16 protein-coding genes are annotated in these 19,459 nt (G+C 71.5%); 7 read left to right on the forward strand and 9 right to left on the reverse strand.

The window, feature by feature from the left end; all coding sequences use genetic code 11:
• Positions 1-77: 77 nt before the first annotated feature.
• Complete coding sequence (locus OHA73_RS17140; protein WP_327655477.1) at positions 78-1,103, reverse strand: esterase-like activity of phytase family protein; 1,026 nt, start codon at positions 1,101-1,103, stop codon at positions 78-80.
• Positions 1,104-1,272: 169 nt separating this feature from the next.
• Between OHA73_RS17140 and OHA73_RS17145 the strand changes: the two genes are divergently transcribed.
• Positions 1,273-3,552 (forward strand): ArnT family glycosyltransferase, encoded by a 2,280-nt coding sequence (locus OHA73_RS17145; RefSeq protein WP_443063088.1) that lies wholly within the window; start codon positions 1,273-1,275, stop codon positions 3,550-3,552.
• A 154-nt stretch (positions 3,553-3,706) separates the two neighbouring features.
• Positions 3,707-4,510 (forward strand): endonuclease I family protein, encoded by an 804-nt coding sequence (locus OHA73_RS17150; RefSeq protein WP_327655478.1) that lies wholly within the window; start codon positions 3,707-3,709, stop codon positions 4,508-4,510.
• 51 nt (positions 4,511-4,561) lie between these two features.
• Here the strand turns inward: OHA73_RS17150 and OHA73_RS17155 are convergent, their stop codons facing one another.
• A complete protein-coding gene (locus OHA73_RS17155; protein ID WP_327655479.1) occupies positions 4,562-5,470 on the reverse strand; it encodes a LysR family transcriptional regulator in 909 nt (302 codons plus the stop codon).
• 92 nt (positions 5,471-5,562) lie between these two features.
• Between OHA73_RS17155 and OHA73_RS17160 the strand changes: the two genes are divergently transcribed.
• Positions 5,563-6,336: an alpha/beta fold hydrolase gene (locus OHA73_RS17160; protein WP_267070359.1), complete on the forward strand. Its 774-nt coding sequence runs from the start codon at positions 5,563-5,565 to the stop codon at positions 6,334-6,336.
• 34 nt (positions 6,337-6,370) lie between these two features.
• On the forward strand, positions 6,371-7,180 hold the full coding sequence (locus OHA73_RS17165; RefSeq protein WP_267070358.1) for an alpha/beta fold hydrolase: 810 nt from the start codon (positions 6,371-6,373) through the stop codon (positions 7,178-7,180).
• A 17-nt stretch (positions 7,181-7,197) separates the two neighbouring features.
• Here the strand turns inward: OHA73_RS17165 and OHA73_RS17170 are convergent, their stop codons facing one another.
• Genes OHA73_RS17170 through OHA73_RS17180 form a run of 3 tightly spaced genes read right to left on the reverse strand, consistent with a single transcriptional unit; the run spans position 7,198 to position 11,390 of the window.
• Positions 7,198-8,871 carry a thiamine pyrophosphate-binding protein gene (locus tag OHA73_RS17170; protein WP_267070357.1) on the reverse strand — a complete coding sequence of 558 codons (1,674 nt, stop codon included), beginning with the start codon at positions 8,869-8,871 and terminating at the stop codon, positions 7,198-7,200.
• A complete protein-coding gene (gene speB, locus OHA73_RS17175; protein WP_267072889.1) occupies positions 8,868-9,863 on the reverse strand; it encodes an agmatinase in 996 nt (331 codons plus the stop codon). Before speB ends, OHA73_RS17170 begins: the two co-directional genes overlap by 4 nt.
• Before the next feature lie 48 nt (positions 9,864-9,911).
• Positions 9,912-11,390 carry a sodium:solute symporter gene (locus tag OHA73_RS17180; protein ID WP_266719356.1) on the reverse strand — a complete coding sequence of 493 codons (1,479 nt, stop codon included), beginning with the start codon at positions 11,388-11,390 and terminating at the stop codon, positions 9,912-9,914.
• Between the two features lie 202 nt (positions 11,391-11,592).
• Here OHA73_RS17180 and OHA73_RS17185 point away from each other — a divergent pair, with 202 nt between their 5' ends.
• Together OHA73_RS17185 and OHA73_RS17190 are read left to right on the forward strand one after the other, a co-directional pair.
• The gene (locus OHA73_RS17185) at positions 11,593-13,008 is read left to right on the forward strand and encodes a PucR family transcriptional regulator (protein WP_267072888.1); all 1,416 of its coding nucleotides are present in this window, start codon (positions 11,593-11,595) and stop codon (positions 13,006-13,008) included.
• A 63-nt stretch (positions 13,009-13,071) separates the two neighbouring features.
• Positions 13,072-13,872 carry a phosphatase gene (locus OHA73_RS17190; RefSeq protein WP_266719354.1) on the forward strand — a complete coding sequence of 267 codons (801 nt, stop codon included), beginning with the start codon at positions 13,072-13,074 and terminating at the stop codon, positions 13,870-13,872.
• 28 nt (positions 13,873-13,900) lie between these two features.
• Here the strand turns inward: OHA73_RS17190 and OHA73_RS17195 are convergent, their stop codons facing one another.
• From OHA73_RS17195 to OHA73_RS17210, 4 genes are all read right to left on the reverse strand, one after another.
• On the reverse strand, positions 13,901-14,866 hold the full coding sequence (locus tag OHA73_RS17195; protein ID WP_267070356.1) for a cation diffusion facilitator family transporter: 966 nt from the start codon (positions 14,864-14,866) through the stop codon (positions 13,901-13,903).
• A gap of 68 nt (positions 14,867-14,934) precedes the next feature.
• Positions 14,935-15,807 carry an acyl-CoA thioesterase gene (locus OHA73_RS17200; RefSeq protein ID WP_267070355.1) on the reverse strand — a complete coding sequence of 291 codons (873 nt, stop codon included), beginning with the start codon at positions 15,805-15,807 and terminating at the stop codon, positions 14,935-14,937.
• A 35-nt stretch (positions 15,808-15,842) separates the two neighbouring features.
• A complete protein-coding gene (locus OHA73_RS17205) occupies positions 15,843-17,000 on the reverse strand; it encodes an acyl-CoA dehydrogenase family protein (RefSeq protein ID WP_266719348.1) in 1,158 nt (385 codons plus the stop codon).
• Between the two features lie 129 nt (positions 17,001-17,129).
• Entirely contained in the window at positions 17,130-17,723 is a 594-nt protein-coding gene (locus tag OHA73_RS17210; protein ID WP_266719346.1) for an SACE_7040 family transcriptional regulator, read from the reverse strand.
• 106 nt (positions 17,724-17,829) lie between these two features.
• Here OHA73_RS17210 and OHA73_RS17215 point away from each other — a divergent pair, with 106 nt between their 5' ends.
• A complete protein-coding gene (locus OHA73_RS17215) occupies positions 17,830-19,452 on the forward strand; it encodes a carboxyl transferase domain-containing protein (protein ID WP_266719344.1) in 1,623 nt (540 codons plus the stop codon).
• Positions 19,453-19,459: the final 7 nt, after the last annotated feature.

Here is a 19,459-nt window from a genome sequence, read left to right on the forward strand (position 1 = left end):
TGACCTCTCGCCCTGAGCTGCCGAAGGGCCAACGCGAGCGGGATCGGATTTCATCCCGCTGCAACAATCCGTACGCGTCAGTGCGCGGATACGGTCAGTGAGTAGAAGCGGGTGATCTGGTTCGCGCTCTGGTTGTCGTCGCTCGCGAGGAGCAGGCGGAGGGCGCCGTGCGGGCCGCGGCCCGCGGACCCCGTGACCGTCATCGCCTCGATGTTGTCGAGCAGCGGGTTGGGCTGGGGCTGGTGGGCGGGGGCGCCGAGCGACGGGCAGTTCGCCAGGTCGGCGAGGAGCGTCTTGTGGGCGAGGCGGACGCCGGGTTCGGAGCCGGTGAGGGTGTCGCGGCCAAAGACGTCGGTGGCGCCGCGGAGCTCGGCGGCGTACAGCCGGATCGTGTTGCCGACGCCGCTGGTGAAGCCGCGTTCCAGGACGAGGAGGCGGCCGTCGGGGGCGGCGGTGACCTCGGAGATGCCGAGGTTCGGGTCGGCGCGGTAGCCGTACTGGGCGGCGGGCGCGAAGGAGCCTGTTGGCGTGCGCCGCCAGGTCTGGAGCCGGTTGACCTCGTCTCCGGTGAGCGGGGACTCCATCGAGGCGAGGAGGGTGCGGCCCCCGGGCAGCAGGGTCAGGCCCTCGAAGGAGGCGTTGGCCGTGGCCCGGTCCCGGAGCCGGGCGGGGACCGGGAGGCGGTCGAGGATGCGGGCGCCCGTGCGGTCGTAGCGGCGGATCGAGGGCTCGGTCTCGGACGTGACGAGGTAGGTGCCGTCGCGGTCGACGACCAGTCCCTCGGAGTCGAGCGCGGCCCCCTTCTCGTCGGCGAGCGGCGCCACGGAGCGGGGCGCGAGGGTGCGCCCGTCCAGCGTGAACAGGGACGAGCGGTCGGACAGCGCGGCGAGGCGCCCGCCCCGGTCGGTGGCGAGCGCGGAGATGTTGCCGACGAAGGTGCCGTCGTACGTCGTCTTGTCGAGGGCGTCGGAGTAGCCGGTGATCGACACGGTCGGGGAGCAGTTCCCCGCCGCCCCGGTGGCGTGCGCCGGTCCGGAGACGGTCAGACAGGCGGCCGACACGGCGACGAGGGCGAGCACGGAGCGTACTGATCTGCGCGACATGGGGTCACCGTAGAGCGCGGTTGGCGACGCCCGGGCGGACTTTCGCTGAACGGTGTGGGCGGACTTGTCCTGAACGATGCGGTGCGCGAACCGATGTCCGGTCCGCATCCACAGGTGACACCCAGCTTCACCACAGCCCGCCCCCACCGGGGCCGTGCACCGTGCAGTGGTGACCTCCTTGACCGAATCGCATTCCCACGCACCCGCACCCCCACCGCCGGTGGACCCGCCGGGCGTGCGCCGCACGCCGCGCTGGTCGCTGCCGGCGCTGCTCGCGATCCTCGTGCTCGCCGGGGTGCTGTACTCCTGGAACCTGTCGTCGGGCAGCCTCAACAGCTTCTACAGCGCCGCGATCTACAGCGGCACGCAGAGCTGGAAGGCCTGGTTCTTCGGCTCCATCGACGCGGGCAACTTCCTGACGGTGGACAAGCCGCCGTTCTCGTTGATGGTGATGAGCCTGTCCTGCCGGATCTTCGGCTTCGGCACCTGGCAGATGATGCTGCCGCAGGTCGCCGCCGGGCTCGGCTCGATCTGGATCCTGCACTCCTCCGTGAAGCGGGTCTGGGGCCACGCGGCGGCGATCATCGCCGCCCTCGTCCTCGCCCTGACCCCGATCACGGTCGCCATCAACCGGGACAACAACCCGGACACCCTCCTGGTGCTCCTGATGGTGGGCGGCGCGGCCCTCGCGCTGCGCGCCACCCGCAACGGCAGGCTGCTCCCGCTGCTCGCCTCCGCGGCGTGCTTCGGTCTGGCCTTCAACACCAAGATGCTGCAGGGCTACATCGCGCTGCCCGTGGTGTTCGCCGTGTACGTGTACGCGTCCGACCTCGGCTGGGCGAAGAAGGTCCGCAACCTGGTGCTCGCCGCCGTGGTGCTCGCCGTCTCCAGCCTCTGGTGGGCGACGGCCGTCTCCCTCGTACCGGCCGACAGCCGCCCCTACATCGGCGGCTCGACGGACGGCTCCGCCTGGGACCTGATCATGGGCTACAACGGCTTCGGCCGGATCCTCGGCGGCGAGGGCAACGGCGGGGGCGGTGGCGGCGGAGGCGGCGGCTTCTCCGGGACCGCGGGCCTCGGCCGGCTCTTCAACGACACGCTCGGCGGCCAGATCTCCTGGCTGATCCCGTTCGCGGCGATCGCGCTCGTCGGTGGTCTGGTGCTGTGCGGCCGCGCCAAGCGCACCGACATCACCCGCGCCGCGCTCGTGCTGTGGGGCGGCTGGCTGCTCCTGCACTACGTCACCTTCGCCACGGCCGAAGGCACCATGCACCCGTACTACACGACCGCCGTCGCCCCCGGCATCGCGGCGCTGTGCGGCGGTGGCGGCGTGATGCTGCTGCGCGCCTTCCGTACGGACAAGCGGTGGGCGTGGGTGCTGCCGGTCGCGCTCGCCGTGACCGGGATCTGGTCGGCGGTGCTGCTGCGGCGCGCCTCCGGCTGGAACAGCTGGCTGTGGCCGGTGATCGCCGTCGTCATGGCGCTCGCGATCGCGGGTCTGCTGGTCTTCCGTACGTCGACGGGCCGAAAGCTGCGGCTGCTCGCCGTGGCGGTGTCGGCCGCGGTCGTCGCGTCGGTGGCGGGTCCGGCGGCGTACGCCTCCGCGACGACGTTCTCCTCCTCCGGCGGTGGCGGCGGCATGGGCGGTTCGAACCCGACGGCCGGGCCCTCCACGGGTGGCGGCATGGGCGGACCCGGCGGTGGCGGCGGTGGCCGCGGCGGCTTCCCCGGCGGCGGCGAGATACCGGGCGGCGGACAGCAGCGGGGCGGCTCCCAGCAGGGGGGCGGTTCGCAGCAGGGGGGCGGTGAGACGCCCGGTGGCGGTGAGGCGCCCGGTGGCGGTCAGGCGCCCGAGGGCGGCTTCCCGGGTGGCGGCTCCCAGCAAGGCGGTTCCGAGCAGGGCGGCGGCATGCCGGGTGGCGGCGAGATGCCGGGTGGCCAGGGCTCCGGCAAGCAGGAGTCCGGCTCCGGCAAGCAGGAGTCCGGCCAACGCGGCGGAGCCACACGCGGCGGCATGGGCGGCGGTGGCATGGGCGGCAACGTCTCCAGCGACCTGATCAAGTACCTGGAGAAGCACCAGGACGGCGCCAAGTGGCTGCTCGCGGTGTCCAATTCGCAGTCCGCCGCGCAGGTCATCCTGAGCACCAAGAAGCCCGTCATCTCCATGTACGGCTTCACCGGCTCCGACAAGGGCATGACCGTCGCCAAGCTCAAGAAGCTGGTCAAGAGCGGCCAGTTGCACTACATCCAGGTCGGCGAGAGCGGCATGGGCGGCGGAATGGGCGGCGGCAACGACGTCAGCTCCGCGGTCACCAAGTGGGTGAAGAAGCACGGCACGGCGGTGAAGGAGAGCGAGTACACCAAGAGCTCCAAGAGCTCGGACAGCTCCTCTTCGTCCTCGTCCTCGTCCTCGTCGCTGTACCGCCTGGACGCGTCCGACGTGAACTGAACCCCGTAACTCCCTCCACCCCAAAGACCCCTGACACCCAGTCAGGGGCCTTTGTCGTCACACAATCGACGCCCGGCATTCACCCAATCCATACGTGTTCATGTCACGCTCCGTTCCACCAAATCAACCCGCGTAGAACGGACGGACACCCCACATGCCCGGATTCCACATACGCACCTTCGCCCTCACCACCGCGGCCGTACTGGCCGCCGTCGCCCTCCCCACAGCGACGGCGACGGCGACCCCGACCACCACCGCGACCACCGCCGCGTACGACGACACGTACTACCAAGACGCGGAAGGCAAGACCGGCACCGCCCTCAAGAGCGCGCTGCACACGATCATCAGCGACCAGACGAAGCTCTCCTACGACGCGGTCTGGGACGCCCTGAAGGCCACCGACCAGGACCCGGCCAACAGCTCCAACGTGATCCTGCTCTACAGCGGCACCTCACGCGCGAAGTCGGCCAACGGCGGTGACAGCGGCGACTGGAACCGCGAGCACGTCTGGGCCAAGTCGCACGGCGACTTCGGCACCGCGACGGGCCCCGGCACGGACCTGCACCACCTGCGCCCCGAGGACGTCACGGTCAACTCGATCCGGGGCAACAAGGACTTCGACGCGGGCGGCAGCGCGGTCGCGAACGGCGGCGGCAGCCTCACGGACTCCGACTCGTTCGAGCCGCGCGACGCCGTCAAGGGCGACGTCGCGCGGATGATCCTCTACATGGCGGTCCGCTACGAGGGCGACGACTCCTTCGCCGACCTCGAACCCAACGACTCCGTGGACAACGGCAGCGCGCCGAACATCGGCAAACTGTCGGTCCTGAAGAAGTGGAGCGACGAGGACCCGCCGGACTCCTTCGAGCAGAACCGCAACGAGGTCATCTACGACACCTACCAGCACAACCGCAACCCGTTCATCGACCACCCGGAGTGGGTCGAGTCGATCTGGTAGCCCGATCCCGGGACACCGGGTACCGGTTCAGCCCCGCTCGGACTCGACGGGTCAACTCGCCATTACGGAAGCGGTATTGACCTCGTTGCACGCATCGAGCAGCTTCGCGAGGCGGCGTGACGGCGGGTCGGGGCGTACCGCCAGGTACGTCTGCAGGCCCGGTGCCGTCGCCGGGTCCGCGAACGGGCGGAAGGCGATCCGGTGCGCGGGCTGCACCGCGGCCTGCGCGGCGAAGTAGACCGTCCAGCTCGCCCGGCCCGCGGCGATGGCGGCCAGGGTGTCCTGGTCGGTGGTGAACGCGGGGCCCATGACCGGCTCGAAGCCCGCCGCACCGCACGCGTCGACGACCGCGTCGACGAGGTACGGATTGGTGTCACGGGTCGCGATCCGCAGGGGCAGTTCGGCCAGTTCGGCGAGGGCGACCGTGTCCCGCTCCGCCAGCGGGTGCGCGGCGGGCAGCGCGGCGACCAGGACGTCGCGCCACAGCGGCAGCAGTTCGAGCCCGGGCCTCCGGTCCGTGCCGCGCACGAAGGCGGCGTCGAGCTCGCCGTCGCGGACCTGCTGGAGCCGGGACGCGGTGGGCCCGCTGACCAGCTCGACCATCAGCTGCGGGGCCCGGTCGGACAGGGCGCTCAGCACGCCGTCCAGGCGGAGTCCGAGGCCCACGCTGGTGCCGACCCGCAGCGTCGCCTCCTGCTCGGCGCGCACCTCGTCCATCGCCTCGGTCGCCGCCCGCTCGGCCTTCAGGACCGCGCGGGCGTGCGGCAGGAACGCACGGCCGGCGTCGGTCAGCGCCACCGAGCGGCTGGTCCGGTCGAACAGCTCCAGGCCGAACTCCCGCTCCAGGCGCCGGATCTGCTGGCTGACGGTCGGCTGCACGATGTGCAGGCGCTCGGCGGCCCGCCCGAAGTGCAGTTCCTCGGCCACGGCCACGAAGTACTTCACCTGCCGCAGTTCCACAGACACCCCTCGGGCGATCCATCACGATCCGTGATGAGTCTAAGAGCGGATCACTCCTTGGTCGACGGCCGTTCGGCCAGTGGAATGGCCGCATGCCTTACGCCACCGCGAACGACACGACGCTCCACTACGAGGATCTCGGCTCGGGCCGCCCGCTGGTCTTCCTGCACGGCTGGGGCACCAGCGGCCGGGTGTGGGACGCGCAGGCCGCGGACCTGGCCGCCGATCACCGGGTGATCACGCTCGACTGGCGTGGCTGCGGCCGTTCGGACCGGCCCGCGAGCGGCTACACCATCGATCAACTCGCCGATGATGCATTGGAGTTCATCGATGTACTGGGGCTGGAGCAGCCCGTTCTGGTCGGTTCGTCGATCGCGGGCGCGTTCGTCATCGAGGCCGCCCTGCGGGCGCCCGAGCGGATCGGCGCCATCGTCCCGGTGGACTCGGGCGTGCAGCACTTCAGCACGAGGCCCGAGGCCAAGCAGGCGATGGCCGAGCTCGTCGAGGACATGCGCGCCGACCGTGCGGGCACCCTCGCCGGGTTCGTCCCGCACTGGTACGCGCCCGGGACGAGCGCCGCGCTGATCGAGTGGACGGTCCGGCAGGTCCTCGACGCCACGCCCCGCATCGACGGCCTCGCCGCCGACCAGGCCGAGTACGACCCGCGCGAGCGGCTGCCCGCGCTGCGTGTCCCCACGCACTTCCTGCACGGCGAGCTCGACTCCGAGGTTCCGCTGTCCGTCCCGCGCGAGCTGCTCGGCCTGATCCCCGGCGCCCGTCTGACGGTGATCGAGGGCGCCGGCCACATGGCGCAGCAGGAGCGACCCGATTCCTTCAACCAGGCGCTGCGTGCGGTCCTGAACTGACCCGACCGCCCTTTTCCCGTAAAGGAGTTGGACCATGCCCTTCGTCGACGTCCCGGTCTCCGGCGGCATCAGCAAGACCCACTACCTCGTCACCGGCAGCGGTCCTGGCCTCGTCCTGGTGCACGGCACCGGCGCCTCCGCCGAGGGCAACTGGGCCCCGCTCATGGCGGCACTCTCCGACCGTTTCACCATCGTCGCCCCGGATCTGGCGGGCTCCGGCGAGACGGTCGACCCCGGTGGCCCGATCACCCTGGACGACATGGTCGCGCCCGTCGTGGCGGCGGCCCGTGACGCCGGGCTCGACCGCTTCCACCTCGTCGGCCACTCGCTCGGCGCGGTGGTGGCGACGGCGACCGCGGCCCTCCACCCGGAGCTGGTCAAGTCCCTGACCGCGCATGCCCCTTGGGTGAGGGCCGACGCGCACATGACGTTCCAGTTCGGCCTGTGGCAGCAGCTGACCCGCACCGATCCGGCCGCCCTCGCGCACCTCATCCTGCTCACGGCGCTCGGCAAGGACACCCTGCGCTCCTGGGACGAGGCCACCTTCGAGGGGGCGGCCGCCGCCTTCACCGAGCTGATCACGGCGGGCCGCGGCGGCTTCGCCCGCCAGTCCGCGGCGAACGCGGCCGTCGACCTGACCGACCTGCTCCCCCGGGTCGCGGCGCCGACGCTGCTGATATCCAGCGCCGACGACCGCATGGTCCCGCCGCCGCACCAGCACGACGTCGCCGAACGCATCCCGCACGCCCGCCTGTTGCGCGTCCCCGGCGGGCACGGGCTGCCGGCGGAGAACCCGGAGCTGCTGATCGCGAAGGTTGCCGAGCACCTGGCCGAGGTCGGCTGAGAGCCTGCCCTTGAGGCTCAGTCGAGGTGCGTCGGCGCGAACATCCGCAGTACGGCGGGCAGCACGATCACCCGCGGTCCCGGCGCGGCGAAGGCCTTCGCCAGGTCGTCGTGGAGCGTCTCCGGGGTGGTCCGCACCCCGGGGACGCCGAAGGACTCGGCGAGTGCCACGAAGTCGGGGCGGGCCAGCTCCGTGGCGGTGGCCTCACCGAAGGCGTCCGTCATGTACTCGCGGAGGATGCCGTAGCCGCCGTCGTCGACGATGAGCCAGGTGACGTTCAGGTCGTACTGCTTCGCCGTGGCCAGTTCGGCGATGGAGTACATGGCGCCGCCGTCGCCGGAGACCGCGAGGACCGGGGTCGTCGGGTCGGCGGCGGCCGCGCCGATGGCCGCGGGGAACCCGTAGCCGAGGCCGCCCGCGCCCTGCGCCGAGTGCAGGGCGCCCGGCCACGCGGACCACGCCCAGTACGCGAGGATCGTCATGTCCCAGAAGGACGGGGAAGCGGCCGGGAGCGCCTCGCGCACCGACGCCAACACCTCTTGCTCCAGGGTAAGTTCCTGGGCGTCGATACGTTCCCGTACGGCCTTCAGGACCGCTGCGACGCGGGCGGGCGCCGCGTCGTCCGGACGCTCGGCGACCGTCTCGACCAGCGCCTGGAGCGCGAGGCGTGCGTCGGCGTGGATGCCGAGGGCCGGGTGGTTGGACTCCAGCTTGCCGGCGTCGGCCTCGATCTGGATGACGCGGCCGCGCGGCTTGAACGTGTGGTAGTTCGAGGAGAGTTCGCCCAGGCCCGAGCCGATGACCAGCAGGACGTCCGCGTCCTCCAGGAAGTCCGTCGTGTGCCGGTCCTCCATCCAGGACTGGAGCGACAGCGGGTGCTCCCATGGGAAGGCGCCCTTGCCGCCGAAGGTGGACACCACGGGGGCGTTGACGCGTTCGGCGAGCGCGAGGAGCTTGCCGGTCGCGTCGGCGCGGACGACGCCGCCGCCCGCGATGATCGCGGGGCGCTCGGCGCCCGCGAGGAGGTCGGCGGCGACGGCGGTCAGCTCGGGGCGCGGCACCAGGTCGTCCGGCGTCGCGTCCATGGCCGTGACCTGCGGAAGCGTGGTCTCCGCGAGAAGCACGTCCTGCGGGATCTCCACCCAGACCGGGCCGTGCGGTGCGGTCAGCGCGGACTTCCAGGCGGCGGCGATGGCCGACGGGATCTGCGACTGCGTACGGACGGTGTGGACCGACTTCACGATGTCGCGGAACGAGGCCTGCTGGTCGCGGAGTTCGTGCAGGTAGCCGTGGCGGCCGCCGCCGAGTCCCGCCACGGGGATCTGGCTGCCGATGGCGAGCACGGGCGCGGAGGCGGCGGCCGCCTCCTGGAGCGCCGCGAGGGACATGAGCGAGCCGGGGCCGGTCGAGAGGAGCAGCGGGGCCACCTCACCGGTGACGCGGCCGTACGCGTCCGCCGCGAACCCGGCGTTGTTCTCGACGCGCAGGCCGACGTATTTCAGCGTGGAGCGGCGCAGCGCGTCGAACATGCCGAGCGCGTGCTGTCCCGGCAGGCCGAAGACGGTGGCCGCGCCGAGGCCGTGCAGCGTCTCGACGACGAGGTCGCCGCCGTTGCGGCCCGCGGGCGGGTTGAGGGCCGCCGCCGTCTGCTCGGGGGTGGGCGTCAGCTCGATGTCGTGGTCGTGCGTCACTTGTTCCGTGCCTCCGCGATCTGGCGGGACATGATCGTCGTCAGCTCGTACGCGGTGTGCGAGGCGGCGACGGACGTGATCTCCGCGTGGTCGTACGCGGGCGCCACCTCGACGACGTCCGCGGACACCAGGTTGCACGAAGAAAGGCCGCGGAGGATCTCCAGGAGCTCGCGGGAGGTCATGCCGCCCGCCTCCGGGGTGCCGGTGCCGGGCGCGTGGGCCGGGTCGAGGCAGTCGATGTCGATGGAGATGTACAGCGGGCGGTCGCCGATGCGCTGGCGCAGCTGGTCGGCGACCTCGTCGGCGCCGCGGCGGTAGACGTCCGCCGAGGTGACGATGCCGAAGCCGAGCTTCTCGTCCTCCGTGAGGTCGGAGCGGCCGTACAGCGGGCCGCGCGTGCCGACGTGGGAGAGCGCGGAGGTGTCGAGGATGCCCTCCTCGACGGCGCGGCGGAACGGGGTGCCGTGCGTGTACTCGGCGCCGAAGTACGTGTCCCAGGTGTCGAGGTGCGCGTCGAAGTGCAGCAGCGCGACCGGGCCGTGCTTCTTCGCGACCGAGCGGAGGAGCGGCAGCGCGATGGTGTGGTCGCCACCGAGCGTCATCATGCGGGCGCCGGAGCCGAGCAGGTCGTCGGCGGCGGCCTCGATGGTGTCGACGGCCTCGTTGATGTTGAACGGGTTGGCGGCGATGTCACCGGCGTCCGCGACCTGCGCGAGCGAGAACGGCGACGCGTCCTGCGCCGGGTTGTACGGGCGCAGCAGGCGGGAGGCCTCGCGGATCGCGTTGCCGCCGAAGCGGGCGCCGGGCCGGTAGGAGACGCCGGTGTCGAAGGGGACGCCGACGACCGCCACGTCGGCGGCGTCCACCTCGTCGAGCCGGGGCAGGCGGGCGAACGTCGCGGGGCCCGCGTAGCGCGGGACCCGGGAGGAGTCGACCGGTCCGACGGCGCCTGTGGGGCCGTTGGGAACGCGGGGCGTCTCGTTGCTGTTCATTGCGCGCATGCCTTCTTTCCTGCGAGTGCGTACGGGGTTCGTACGGGATTACTGCGTGACGGCGGCGGGAGCCGGCTCGGGCTCCTCGGCGCCGCGCCCGGCGAGCCGCTCGCGCCAGTTGGCGAGGACGGCGGCGTCGGTGGGCCTGGTGGCCAGCGACACGACGACGTAGACGACGAGTGACGCGGTGAGGCCGTAGTACACGGGCTGGTTGGCGAGGATGCCGTAGCGCCACATCGCGCCGATGACGGTGAGGCCGCCGACGGCGACGGAGGCGAGGGCGGCAGGACCCGTGCCGCGCTTCCAGACCAGCCCGCCGATGATGGGCACGAGCAGCCCGCCGACGAGCAGGTTGTAGGCGACGGTCAGCGCCTCGACGACGTTGTTGAGGAGGATCGAGATGACGATCGCGACGACGCCGAGGCCGAGGATGAACATCCGGTTGCCCTTGACCTCGTCGTGCTCGTCCTCCTCGGACGACGACCCGGCCTTGACGCCGCGCAGCCGCTTCCAGATGTCGTTGTTGGCGACGGTGGCGCAGGCGATGAGCGCTCCGGACGACGTCGACATGACGGCCGCGAGGGCGGCGGCGAGGACGAGCCCGCGGACACCGACGGGCAGCTCGTCCTTGACGATCTGCGCGAACGCCTCGTCGGCCTGGCCGAGCCCCTTCGGGTAGAGGACCTTGGCGGCGGTGCCGATGACCGCGCCGCCGATCGCGTAGAGCAGGCAGTAGACGCCGGAGACGGTGCCGCCCCAGCGGGCCACCTTGTCGTTTCGGGCGGTGAAGACGCGCTGCCAGATGTCCTGCCCGATGAGGAGGCCGAACGTATAGATCAGCACGTACGTGAAGATCGTCTCGCCGCCGATGCCCAGCGGGTCGAAGTACGAGGTGGGCAGCTGGGCCTTCATCTCACTGAAGCCACCCGCCTTGACGACGGCGACCGGCAGCAGGATCAGCAGCACGCCGATGGTCTTCACGACGAACTGCACCATGTCGGTGATGGTGATCGACCACATGCCGCCGAGCGTCGAGTAGGCGACGACGATGGTGCCGCCGACGATGATCGCCAGGGTGCGCGGCACGTCGAAGAGGACGTCGAAGATCGTCGCGTACGCGATGGTGGACGTGACCACGAGCATCAGCGTGTACGCCCACATCACGATGCCGGAGATCATCCCGGTGCGGCCGCCGCCGTAGCGCAGGTCGAGCATCTCGGAGACCGTGTAGACCTTCAGGCGGGCGATGCGCGCCGAGAAGAAGAGCGACAGGGCGAGGATGCCGAGGCCGATGGTGAACACCAACCACGCGCCCGACAGACCGTACTGGTAGCCGAGGCCGACACCGCCGATGGTGGAGGCGCCACCGAGCACGACGGCCGCCATGGTCCCGGAGTACATGGCGGGACCGAGGCGCCGGCCCGCGACCAGGAAGTCGCTCTTGGACTTGGCGCGGCGCATGCCCCACCAGCCCATCGCCAGCATGCCTGCCAGGTAGACGACGATCACTACATAGTCGACGGCCATGGGGCGTCCTCCTTCGTCCACCTCGGTGGCGTGTCGTGCAGGGGAGTTGTCCGGCTGCGGAGCCCCTGTTGGGCTCCTGGGGGTGTCGGGGACATCCGCCCGTACCCGCACCCACCGGTCGGAAGAAATCTAGGTGGCCGAAAAGCAGCACTGAAGTGTACGTTTCATCCACCGCCCCGGATTAGAGCAGAGGAATCATCCACTGGTGACCGTGACCGCACCGCCCACGCCGGGCATTCCGCTCGCCGCGGTGCTCTCCCGCGCCGACCTGGGCCTTCGCCGGATCGCTGGGCCCGACGCGGCGGACGTCCTCGTGCACGGGGCGCACACGTCGGAGCTGACGGACCCGGAGCCGTACCTGCTGGGCGGCGAGCTGCTCCTGACGGCGGGCGTGCACGCGCCCGCCGCGCCCGTCGGCGACTACTTCGAGGAGTACGCGGAGCGGGTCGCGCGGGGCGGGGCGGTGGCGCTCGGCTTCGGTGTGACGCCGGTCTTCGACACGGTGCCGCCGGAGCTGGTCGCGGCCTGCGAGCGGCGCGGGATCCCGCTCCTGGAGGTCCCTCCGCGGACCACGTTCAGCGGGGTCGCGCGGGCCGTTTGGGAGCTGATGGCGCAGGCCAGGAACGCGGAGCTGCGCCGGGTCACGGAGGCCCAGCAGGCGCTGGCGTCGGCGGCGGCGCGACCGGACCCGCTCCCCTCCGTCCTGCGTCAACTCGCCCAGCGCACCGGCGGATTCGCGGTGGCGGTCACCCCGGAGGGCGACGAGCCGCACCACGCGGGGGCGCGTCCCCCGCGCGCCGTGAGCGAGGCGCTCGCCGAACTGACGGCGGTGGTCCGCCCGCACGCCACGCACCTCTTCCCCACCCCGTCCTCGGCGGCGGACACGGTGGGCGGCACGCATCTGTCGGCGTACGCGCTGAGCACGGGCGGCGCGCTCGGCCTCGCGACGCAGGCCCGCTCGCCGGGCGACCACACGATCGCGGGAGCGGCGATCGTCCTGCTCTCCCTGCTCACCGGCGAACACCGCTCGACGGGCGACACGCGCCGCGCGGCGACCCTGGTCGACCTCCTCCTCGGCGCGGACCGCGCGGAGGCGGCGACGGAGCTGCTGGGCGCGGACACCACCTGGCGGGTGATCCACGCCCGCCCCCTCACGCCCCGCCCGGCCCCGGACCTGGCGACCCCGCTGACCTCCACCTCGACCGACGACTCCCTCACCCGCGCCCTGATCCCGTCCGACCAGGACGTCACGGCACACACGGGCCACGTGCTCGGCGTCAGCGCCCCCGCCCTCGCCCGTGACCTGCCGCTCGCCGACACCCAGGCGGCGCACGCCCTCACCCGCGCACGGGCGACCCGCAGCCCGCTGGCCCATCACCGCCCGGACGACGCCCCCGCGCCGACCCTGGCCGCGCTGTCCGGCAAGCCGGCGCTCCTGGAGACCCTGCGCACCTGGCTCTCCCTGCACGGCAGTTGGGAAGGCACGGCCCTCGCCCTGACCGTCCACCGCAACACGGTCCGCCAGCGCATCGCCCGCTGCGCCACGCTCCTGGAAGCGGACCTCGACGACCCGGACACCCGCATGGAACTCTGGTTCGCCCTCCGGCACATGGCGTGACGCCGCGGGTCCACTCCCCGGAACCGATCACCGTCCCGCCGCGACCCCCGGCACAATGGACGTATGCCGATACCCGGACTGCCCAGCGATACGCCGACCCGCGCCGCCCTCATCGACCACCTCGTCCGCACCCGTATCGCGGGCGACGTCGCCACCCCACGCGAGAACAACCTTTCGCACTACCGAAGGCTCGCGAACGGCGACCGCCACTACTGGCTGGGCCTTGAACTCGGCGACCGCTGGACCGACGAGCAGGACGTGCTCGCCGTCATGGCCGAACGCTGCGGCGTCGTACCGGACCCCGGGCACCGCTCCGGCCAGGACACCATCGACCCGGAACTGACGGTCGACGCCCTGGATCGCATGGCGGCGCGCCTGCGCAAGGCCGCGGAGGACCACCAGCGCGTCCTGCTCGCCACGGGCCACCCGGGCGGCCTCCTCGACGTCCACCGGGCGACGGCGACGGCGCTGCGCGCGGCGGGCTGCGAGATCATGACGATCCCCGAGGGCCTGGCCACGGACGAGGGCATGGTCTTCCAGTTCGCGGACGTGGCGATGCTGGAGCGCGGTGCGACGCTGTGGCACACGCACTCCCCCGACCCCATGGCCGCGATCCTCGACGGCCTCGCCCGTGAGGGCCGCCCGCAGCCCGACCTGGTCGTCGCCGACCACGGCTGGGCGGGATGCGCGGCCCAACGCGGCCTCGACTCCATCGGCTACGCGGACTGCAACGACCCGGCCCTCTTCGTGGGCGAATCCGAGGGCACGATGCAGGTGACGATCCCCTTGGACGACCACGTCACGAGCCCGCGGCACTATGACCCGATGACGGCGTACCTGCTGTCCGCGGCGGACCTGCTCTAGCGCCTGCGGCGGCAGGGGCTTAATCGGCTCACCACGGATTGAGCCCCTCCGTGCGGCGCGCCGCGAACCCCGGGGTCGGGTCCAAAAACACTCGCCGCACCGCGGGAAACCTCTCCCGAATCCTCCGCGAAGCGTCTTCGCAGGCCCACTCGATCTGCGCCGCGGTGGACGCATCCCGGAAGTCGACCTTCGCCGCGACCAACGCCTCCCGCGGCCCCTGCACCAACGTGGTCAGCTCAAGGACCGCCTCGACGTGCTCGACCCCGAGCACGATCTGCCGGATCTCGTCCCGGAAGGGCTTCGGCAACGGCCGCCCCACCAGCAACTCCGCGTTGGACCGCCCGAGCACCCACGCCACCCACAGCAGCAGCACGCCGATGCACAGGGACGCCGCCCCGTCCCACGCCCCCGACCCGGTGAGCTGCGAGCCGAGCAGCCCGCCGGCCGCGAGCACCAGACCCGCCAACGCCGCACTGTCCTCCAGTACGACCGCCTTCACCGCCGTGTCGGGCGTGTGCCGCAGATACGTACCGAAGGGCACCCGCACCCGGGCCGCCTCGCCCCGCGCCTGCTTGACCGCGGTGCGCAGCGAGAACCCTTCCAGGACGAACGCCACGGCCAGCACCACGTACGACACGAGCGGATCGCCCAGCTCCTCGCCGGCGACGAGCGTGTGGATCCCGTCGTACAGGGAGAAGACGGCGCCGCCCACGAACGTGGCGACGGCCGCGAGCAGCGCCCACACGTACCGCTCGCCGCCGTAGCCGAGCGGATGCTCCTCGTCGGCGGGCTTGTCGCTGCGCTTCAGGGAGGTGAGGAGCAGCAGTTCCGTGACGGTGTCGGCGAAGGAGTGCGCGGCCTCGGAGAGCATCGCGCTGGAGCCGCTGATGACGCCGGCGACGGCCTTCGCGAGGGCGATGCCCAGGTTGGCCACCGCGGCGACGACCACCGTGAAGACGCTCTCCCCGCCCGCTTCTTCCGCACGCTCATCCATGTACGGGACGTTATGTCCGATCAGGAGGGAACGCGAACCACGCCCCGCCCGGCCACCCGGTCGCCCGGTCAGCGCGGAACGCGCACCACACCCTCCTGGATGACGGTGATCGCGAGCCGCCCGTCCTGCGTGTAGATCCGGGCCTGCCCGAGCCCGCGCCCGCCGGACGTGGACGGCGACTCCTGGTCGTACAGCAGCCATTCGTCGGCCCGGAACGGCCGGTGGAACCACATCGCGTGGTCCAGGGACGCGCCCACGACATCGCCGACGGCCCAGCCGCCCCGCCCGTGGGCGAGCAGCACGGAGTCGAGGAGCGTCATGTCGGAGACGTACGTCGCGAGGCACACGTGCAGCAGCGGGTCGTCCGCGAGCTTGTCGCGCGCGCGGAACCAGACCTGGGAGCGCGGGGGCTGCGGGTCGCCGACGAAGGCGAACGGCGGCGCGTCCACGTACCGCAGGTCGACGGCCTCACGGGCTTCGAGGAGGCGCCGGACGACGTCGGGCTCCAGCACGTCGTCGACATAGCGCGGGAGTGTCTCCTCCGCGGTCGGCAGCGACTCGGGGTCGGGCGCGGGCGGCATGTCCGCCTGGTGCTCAAGACCTTCCTCGTACGTCTGGAAGGACGCGGAGAGGTGGAAGATCGGCTGCCCGTGCTGGACGGCGACGACGCGGCGCGTGGTGAAGGAGCGGCCGTCGCGGATCCGGTCGACGGTGTAGACGATGGGCGCGCCCGGGTCCCCCGCGACGAGGAAGTACGCGTGCAGGGAGTGGGCGTGCCGGTCGGCCGGGACGGTGCGGCCGGCCGCGACCAGCGCCTGGGCCGCCACCTGCCCGCCGAAGACGCGCGGGACGACGGAGGACCGGGACTGGCCGCGGAAGATGTCCTCCTCGATCTGCTCGAGGTCGAGCAGATCGAGGAGGGATTCGAGTGCCTTGTGCATGGAGTCAGTTGTACCGAGCAGAGATTCCTGCCGGGTTACAGCCCCATGTTCTTCGCGATGATCGACTTCATGATCTCGCTGGTGCCGCCGTAGATGCGGTTCACGCGGTTGTCCGCGTACAGGCGGGCGATCGGGTACTCGTTCATGAACCCGTAGCCGCCGTGCAGCTGGAGGCAGCGGTCGATGACGCGGTGCGCGACCTCGGTGCAGAACAGCTTCGCGGAGGCGGCCTCTGCGGCGCTCAGCTCACCGGCGTCGAGGGCCTCGAGCGCGCGGTCGGCGACGGCCTCGGCCGCGTCCACCTCGGCCTGGCAGGCGGCCAGTTCGAACTTGGTGTTCTGGAACGACGCGACGGTCTTGCCGAAGACGGTGCGGTCCTGGACGTACGCCTTGGCGAACTGCACCGCGGCCTTGGCCTGCGCGTACGCGCCGTAGGCGATGCCCCAGCGCTCGGACGGCAGGTTCTTGCCGAGGTAGTAGAAGCCCTTGTTCTCCTCGCCGAGGAGGTCCTCGACGGGGACCTTCACGTCGACGAACGCCAGCTCGGCGGTGTCGGACGTCTTCAGGCCGAGCTTGTCGAGCTTGCGGCCGATCGAGTAGCCCTCGGACTTGGTGTCGACGGCGAACAGCGAGATGCCGTGGCGGCGGTCCTCGGCGGTCGGCGCGGCGGTGCGGGCGCAGACGATGACGCGGTCGGCGTGCACGCCGCCGGTGATGAACGTCTTGGAGCCGTTGAGCACGTAGTGCGTGCCGTCGTCGGAGAGCTTGGCCGTGGTCTTCATGCCGGCCAGGTCGGAGCCGGTGCCCGGCTCGGTCATGGCGAGGGCCCACATCTCCTCGCCGGTGACGAACTTCTCCAGGTAGCGCTTCTTCTGCTCGTCGGTGGCGAGCAGCTTGATGTACGGCAGGGCGAGCAGCACGTGCACACCGGAGCCGCCGAAGGAGACGCCCGCGCGGGCGGTCTCCTCGTACTGGATGGCCTCGAACTTGTGGGTGTCCAGGCCGGCGCCGCCGAACTCCTCCGGCACGTTGATGCCGAAGAGGCCCAGGTCGGCCATCTTCGAGTAGAGCTCGCGCGGCACGATGCCCTGCTGGAACCACTCGTCGTAGTGGGGGACGACCTCGGCCTCGATGAAGGCGCGCAGGGTCTCCCGGAACGCCTCGTGGTCCTCATCAAAAACGGTACGGCGCACGGAGAACTCTCCCTCTACGACGAGTGTGCGGACAACGACCAAACGACTAAGCGCTTGCTCAGAGGTAGGTTACCCACGAGTCGCAAGGAGCGTCCAGAGATACAGGTCACTCTGCGGCAGCCACCGACCTCACTCTGCGGCAGCCGCCGCGAACGCGCCACGCGCCAGTTTGTGCAGCATCCCCGCGGTCGCCGTCCGGCCGGGCAGCGAGCCGGGACGGCTCAGGTGCGGGGTCGAGTTCAGCAGCCCGAAGACCGCGTGCACGGCCACGCGCGCGTGCGCCTCGACCAGCTCGGGATAGACCTTCCGCACCGCCTCCACCCACAGCTCCACGTACTGACGCTGCAGCTGCCGCACCAGCTTGCGGTCGCTGTCGCGCAGCCGGTCGAGCTCCCGGTCGTGCAGCGTGATCAGGTCGCGGTCGTCGAGCGCGAAGTCGATGTGCCCCTCGATGAGCGAGTCGAGCAGCGCCTCGGGCCCGTGCTCCGCCTCGGCGACCCGCCGCTTGCCGCCGGTCAGCAGCTGCCCGCTGATCCCGACGAGCAGCTCGGCGAGCATCGCGTCCTTGCCGGCGAAGTGTCGGTACAGGCCGGGGCCGCTGATGCCGACCGCCGCCCCTATCTCGTCCACGCCCACGCCGTGGAAACCGCGCTCGGCGAAGAGCCGCGCGGCCTCCCTGAGGATCTGCTCGCGGCGGGTGGGGGCGTCGGTTCTCGTGGCCATGAAGCAATTCTAGACAGGGACGTTAGCGAGCGTTAACCTGACGGGAGTGGGTTAACGCTCATTAACTTCCGCACCATTCCTCATACGAGCAAGGGAGCTCGAGGCGATGCAGGAGGCACCGGAGCTGATCGGCGCGGCGGAGCCCGCGTCGGAGGCCTGGCCGGCCAATGAGGCGGCGCACCGGGCGCTCGGCGAGGAGCTGCGCGCCAAGCTCGCCGCGGCCCGGCTCGGCGGCGGCGAGAAGGCGCGGGCGCGGCACACCGCGCGCGGCAAGCTGCTGCCGCGCGACCGGGTGGACGCGCTCCTTGACCCCGGCTCCCCGTTCCTGGAGCTGGCGCCGCTCGCGGCGGACGGGATGTACGAGGGGCAGGCCCCGGCCGCGGGTGTGATCGCCGGGATCGGCCGGGTCAGCGGCCGCGAGTGCGTGATCATCGCCAATGACGCGACGGTCAAGGGCGGCACGTACTACCCGATGACGGTGAAGAAGCACCTGCGCGCGCAGGAGGTGGCCCTGGAGAACCGGCTGCCGTGCGTCTACCTGGTGGACTCCGGCGGCGCGTTCCTGCCGATGCAGGACGACGTGTTCCCGGACCGCGAGCACTTCGGGCGGATCTTCTACAACCAGGCGCGGATGTCGGGCGCGGGCATCCCGCAGATCGCGGCGGTCCTCGGTTCGTGCACGGCGGGCGGGGCGTACGTCCCGGCGATGAGCGACGAGGCCGTGATCGTCCGGAACCAGGGCACGATCTTCCTGGGCGGCCCGCCGCTGGTGAAGGCGGCGACGGGCGAGGTGGTGACGGCCGAGGAGCTGGGCGGCGGGGAGGTCCACTCGCGGGTGTCGGGCGTGACGGACCACTTGGCGGAGGACGACGCGCACGCGCTGCGGATCGTCCGCACGATCGTCTCCACGCTGCCGGAGCGCGGCCCGCTGCCGTGGGCGGTAAAGACGGCGATCGAGCCGAAGGTGGACCCGGCGGGGCTCTACGGAGCGGTGCCGGTCGACTCCCGCACTCCGTATGACGTACGCGAGGTCATCGCGCGCGTCGTGGACGGCTCGCGGTTCGCCGAGTTCAAGGCCGAGTACGGGCAGACGCTGGTCACCGGGTTCGCGCACATCCACGGCCACCCGGTCGGCATCGTCGCCAACAACGGCATCCTGTTCTCCGAATCCGCCCAGAAGGGCGCCCACTTCATCGAGCTGTGCGACCAGCGCGGCATCCCGCTCCTCTTCCTCCAGAACATCTCGGGCTTCATGGTCGGCCGTGACTACGAGGCGGGCGGTATCGCCAAGCACGGCGCCAAGATGGTCACGGCGGTGGCCTGCACGCGCGTGCCGAAGCTGACCGTGGTGATCGGCGGCTCGTACGGCGCGGGCAACTACTCGATGTGCGGCCGGGCCTACAGCCCTCGCTTCCTGTGGATGTGGCCCGGCGCGAAGATCTCCGTGATGGGCGGCGAGCAGGCCGCTTCGGTCCTCGCGACCGTCAAGCGCGACCAGTTGGAGTCGCGCGGCGAAGAGTGGGCGGCCGAGGACGAGGACGCGTTCAAGGCGCCGATCCGCGCCCAGTACGAGTCGCAGGGGAATGCCTACTACGCGACGGCCCGGCTCTGGGACGACGGCGTGATCGACCCGATGGAGACCCGCCAGGTCCTCGGCCTGGCCCTGACCGCGTGTGCCAACGCGCCGCTGCCGGAGAAGTCCGCCGGCTTCGGTGTCTTCCGGATGTGAGGGGCGG

It is taken from the genome of Streptomyces sp. NBC_00483 (assembly GCF_036013745.1).
Taxonomy (GTDB): domain Bacteria; phylum Actinomycetota; class Actinomycetes; order Streptomycetales; family Streptomycetaceae; genus Streptomyces.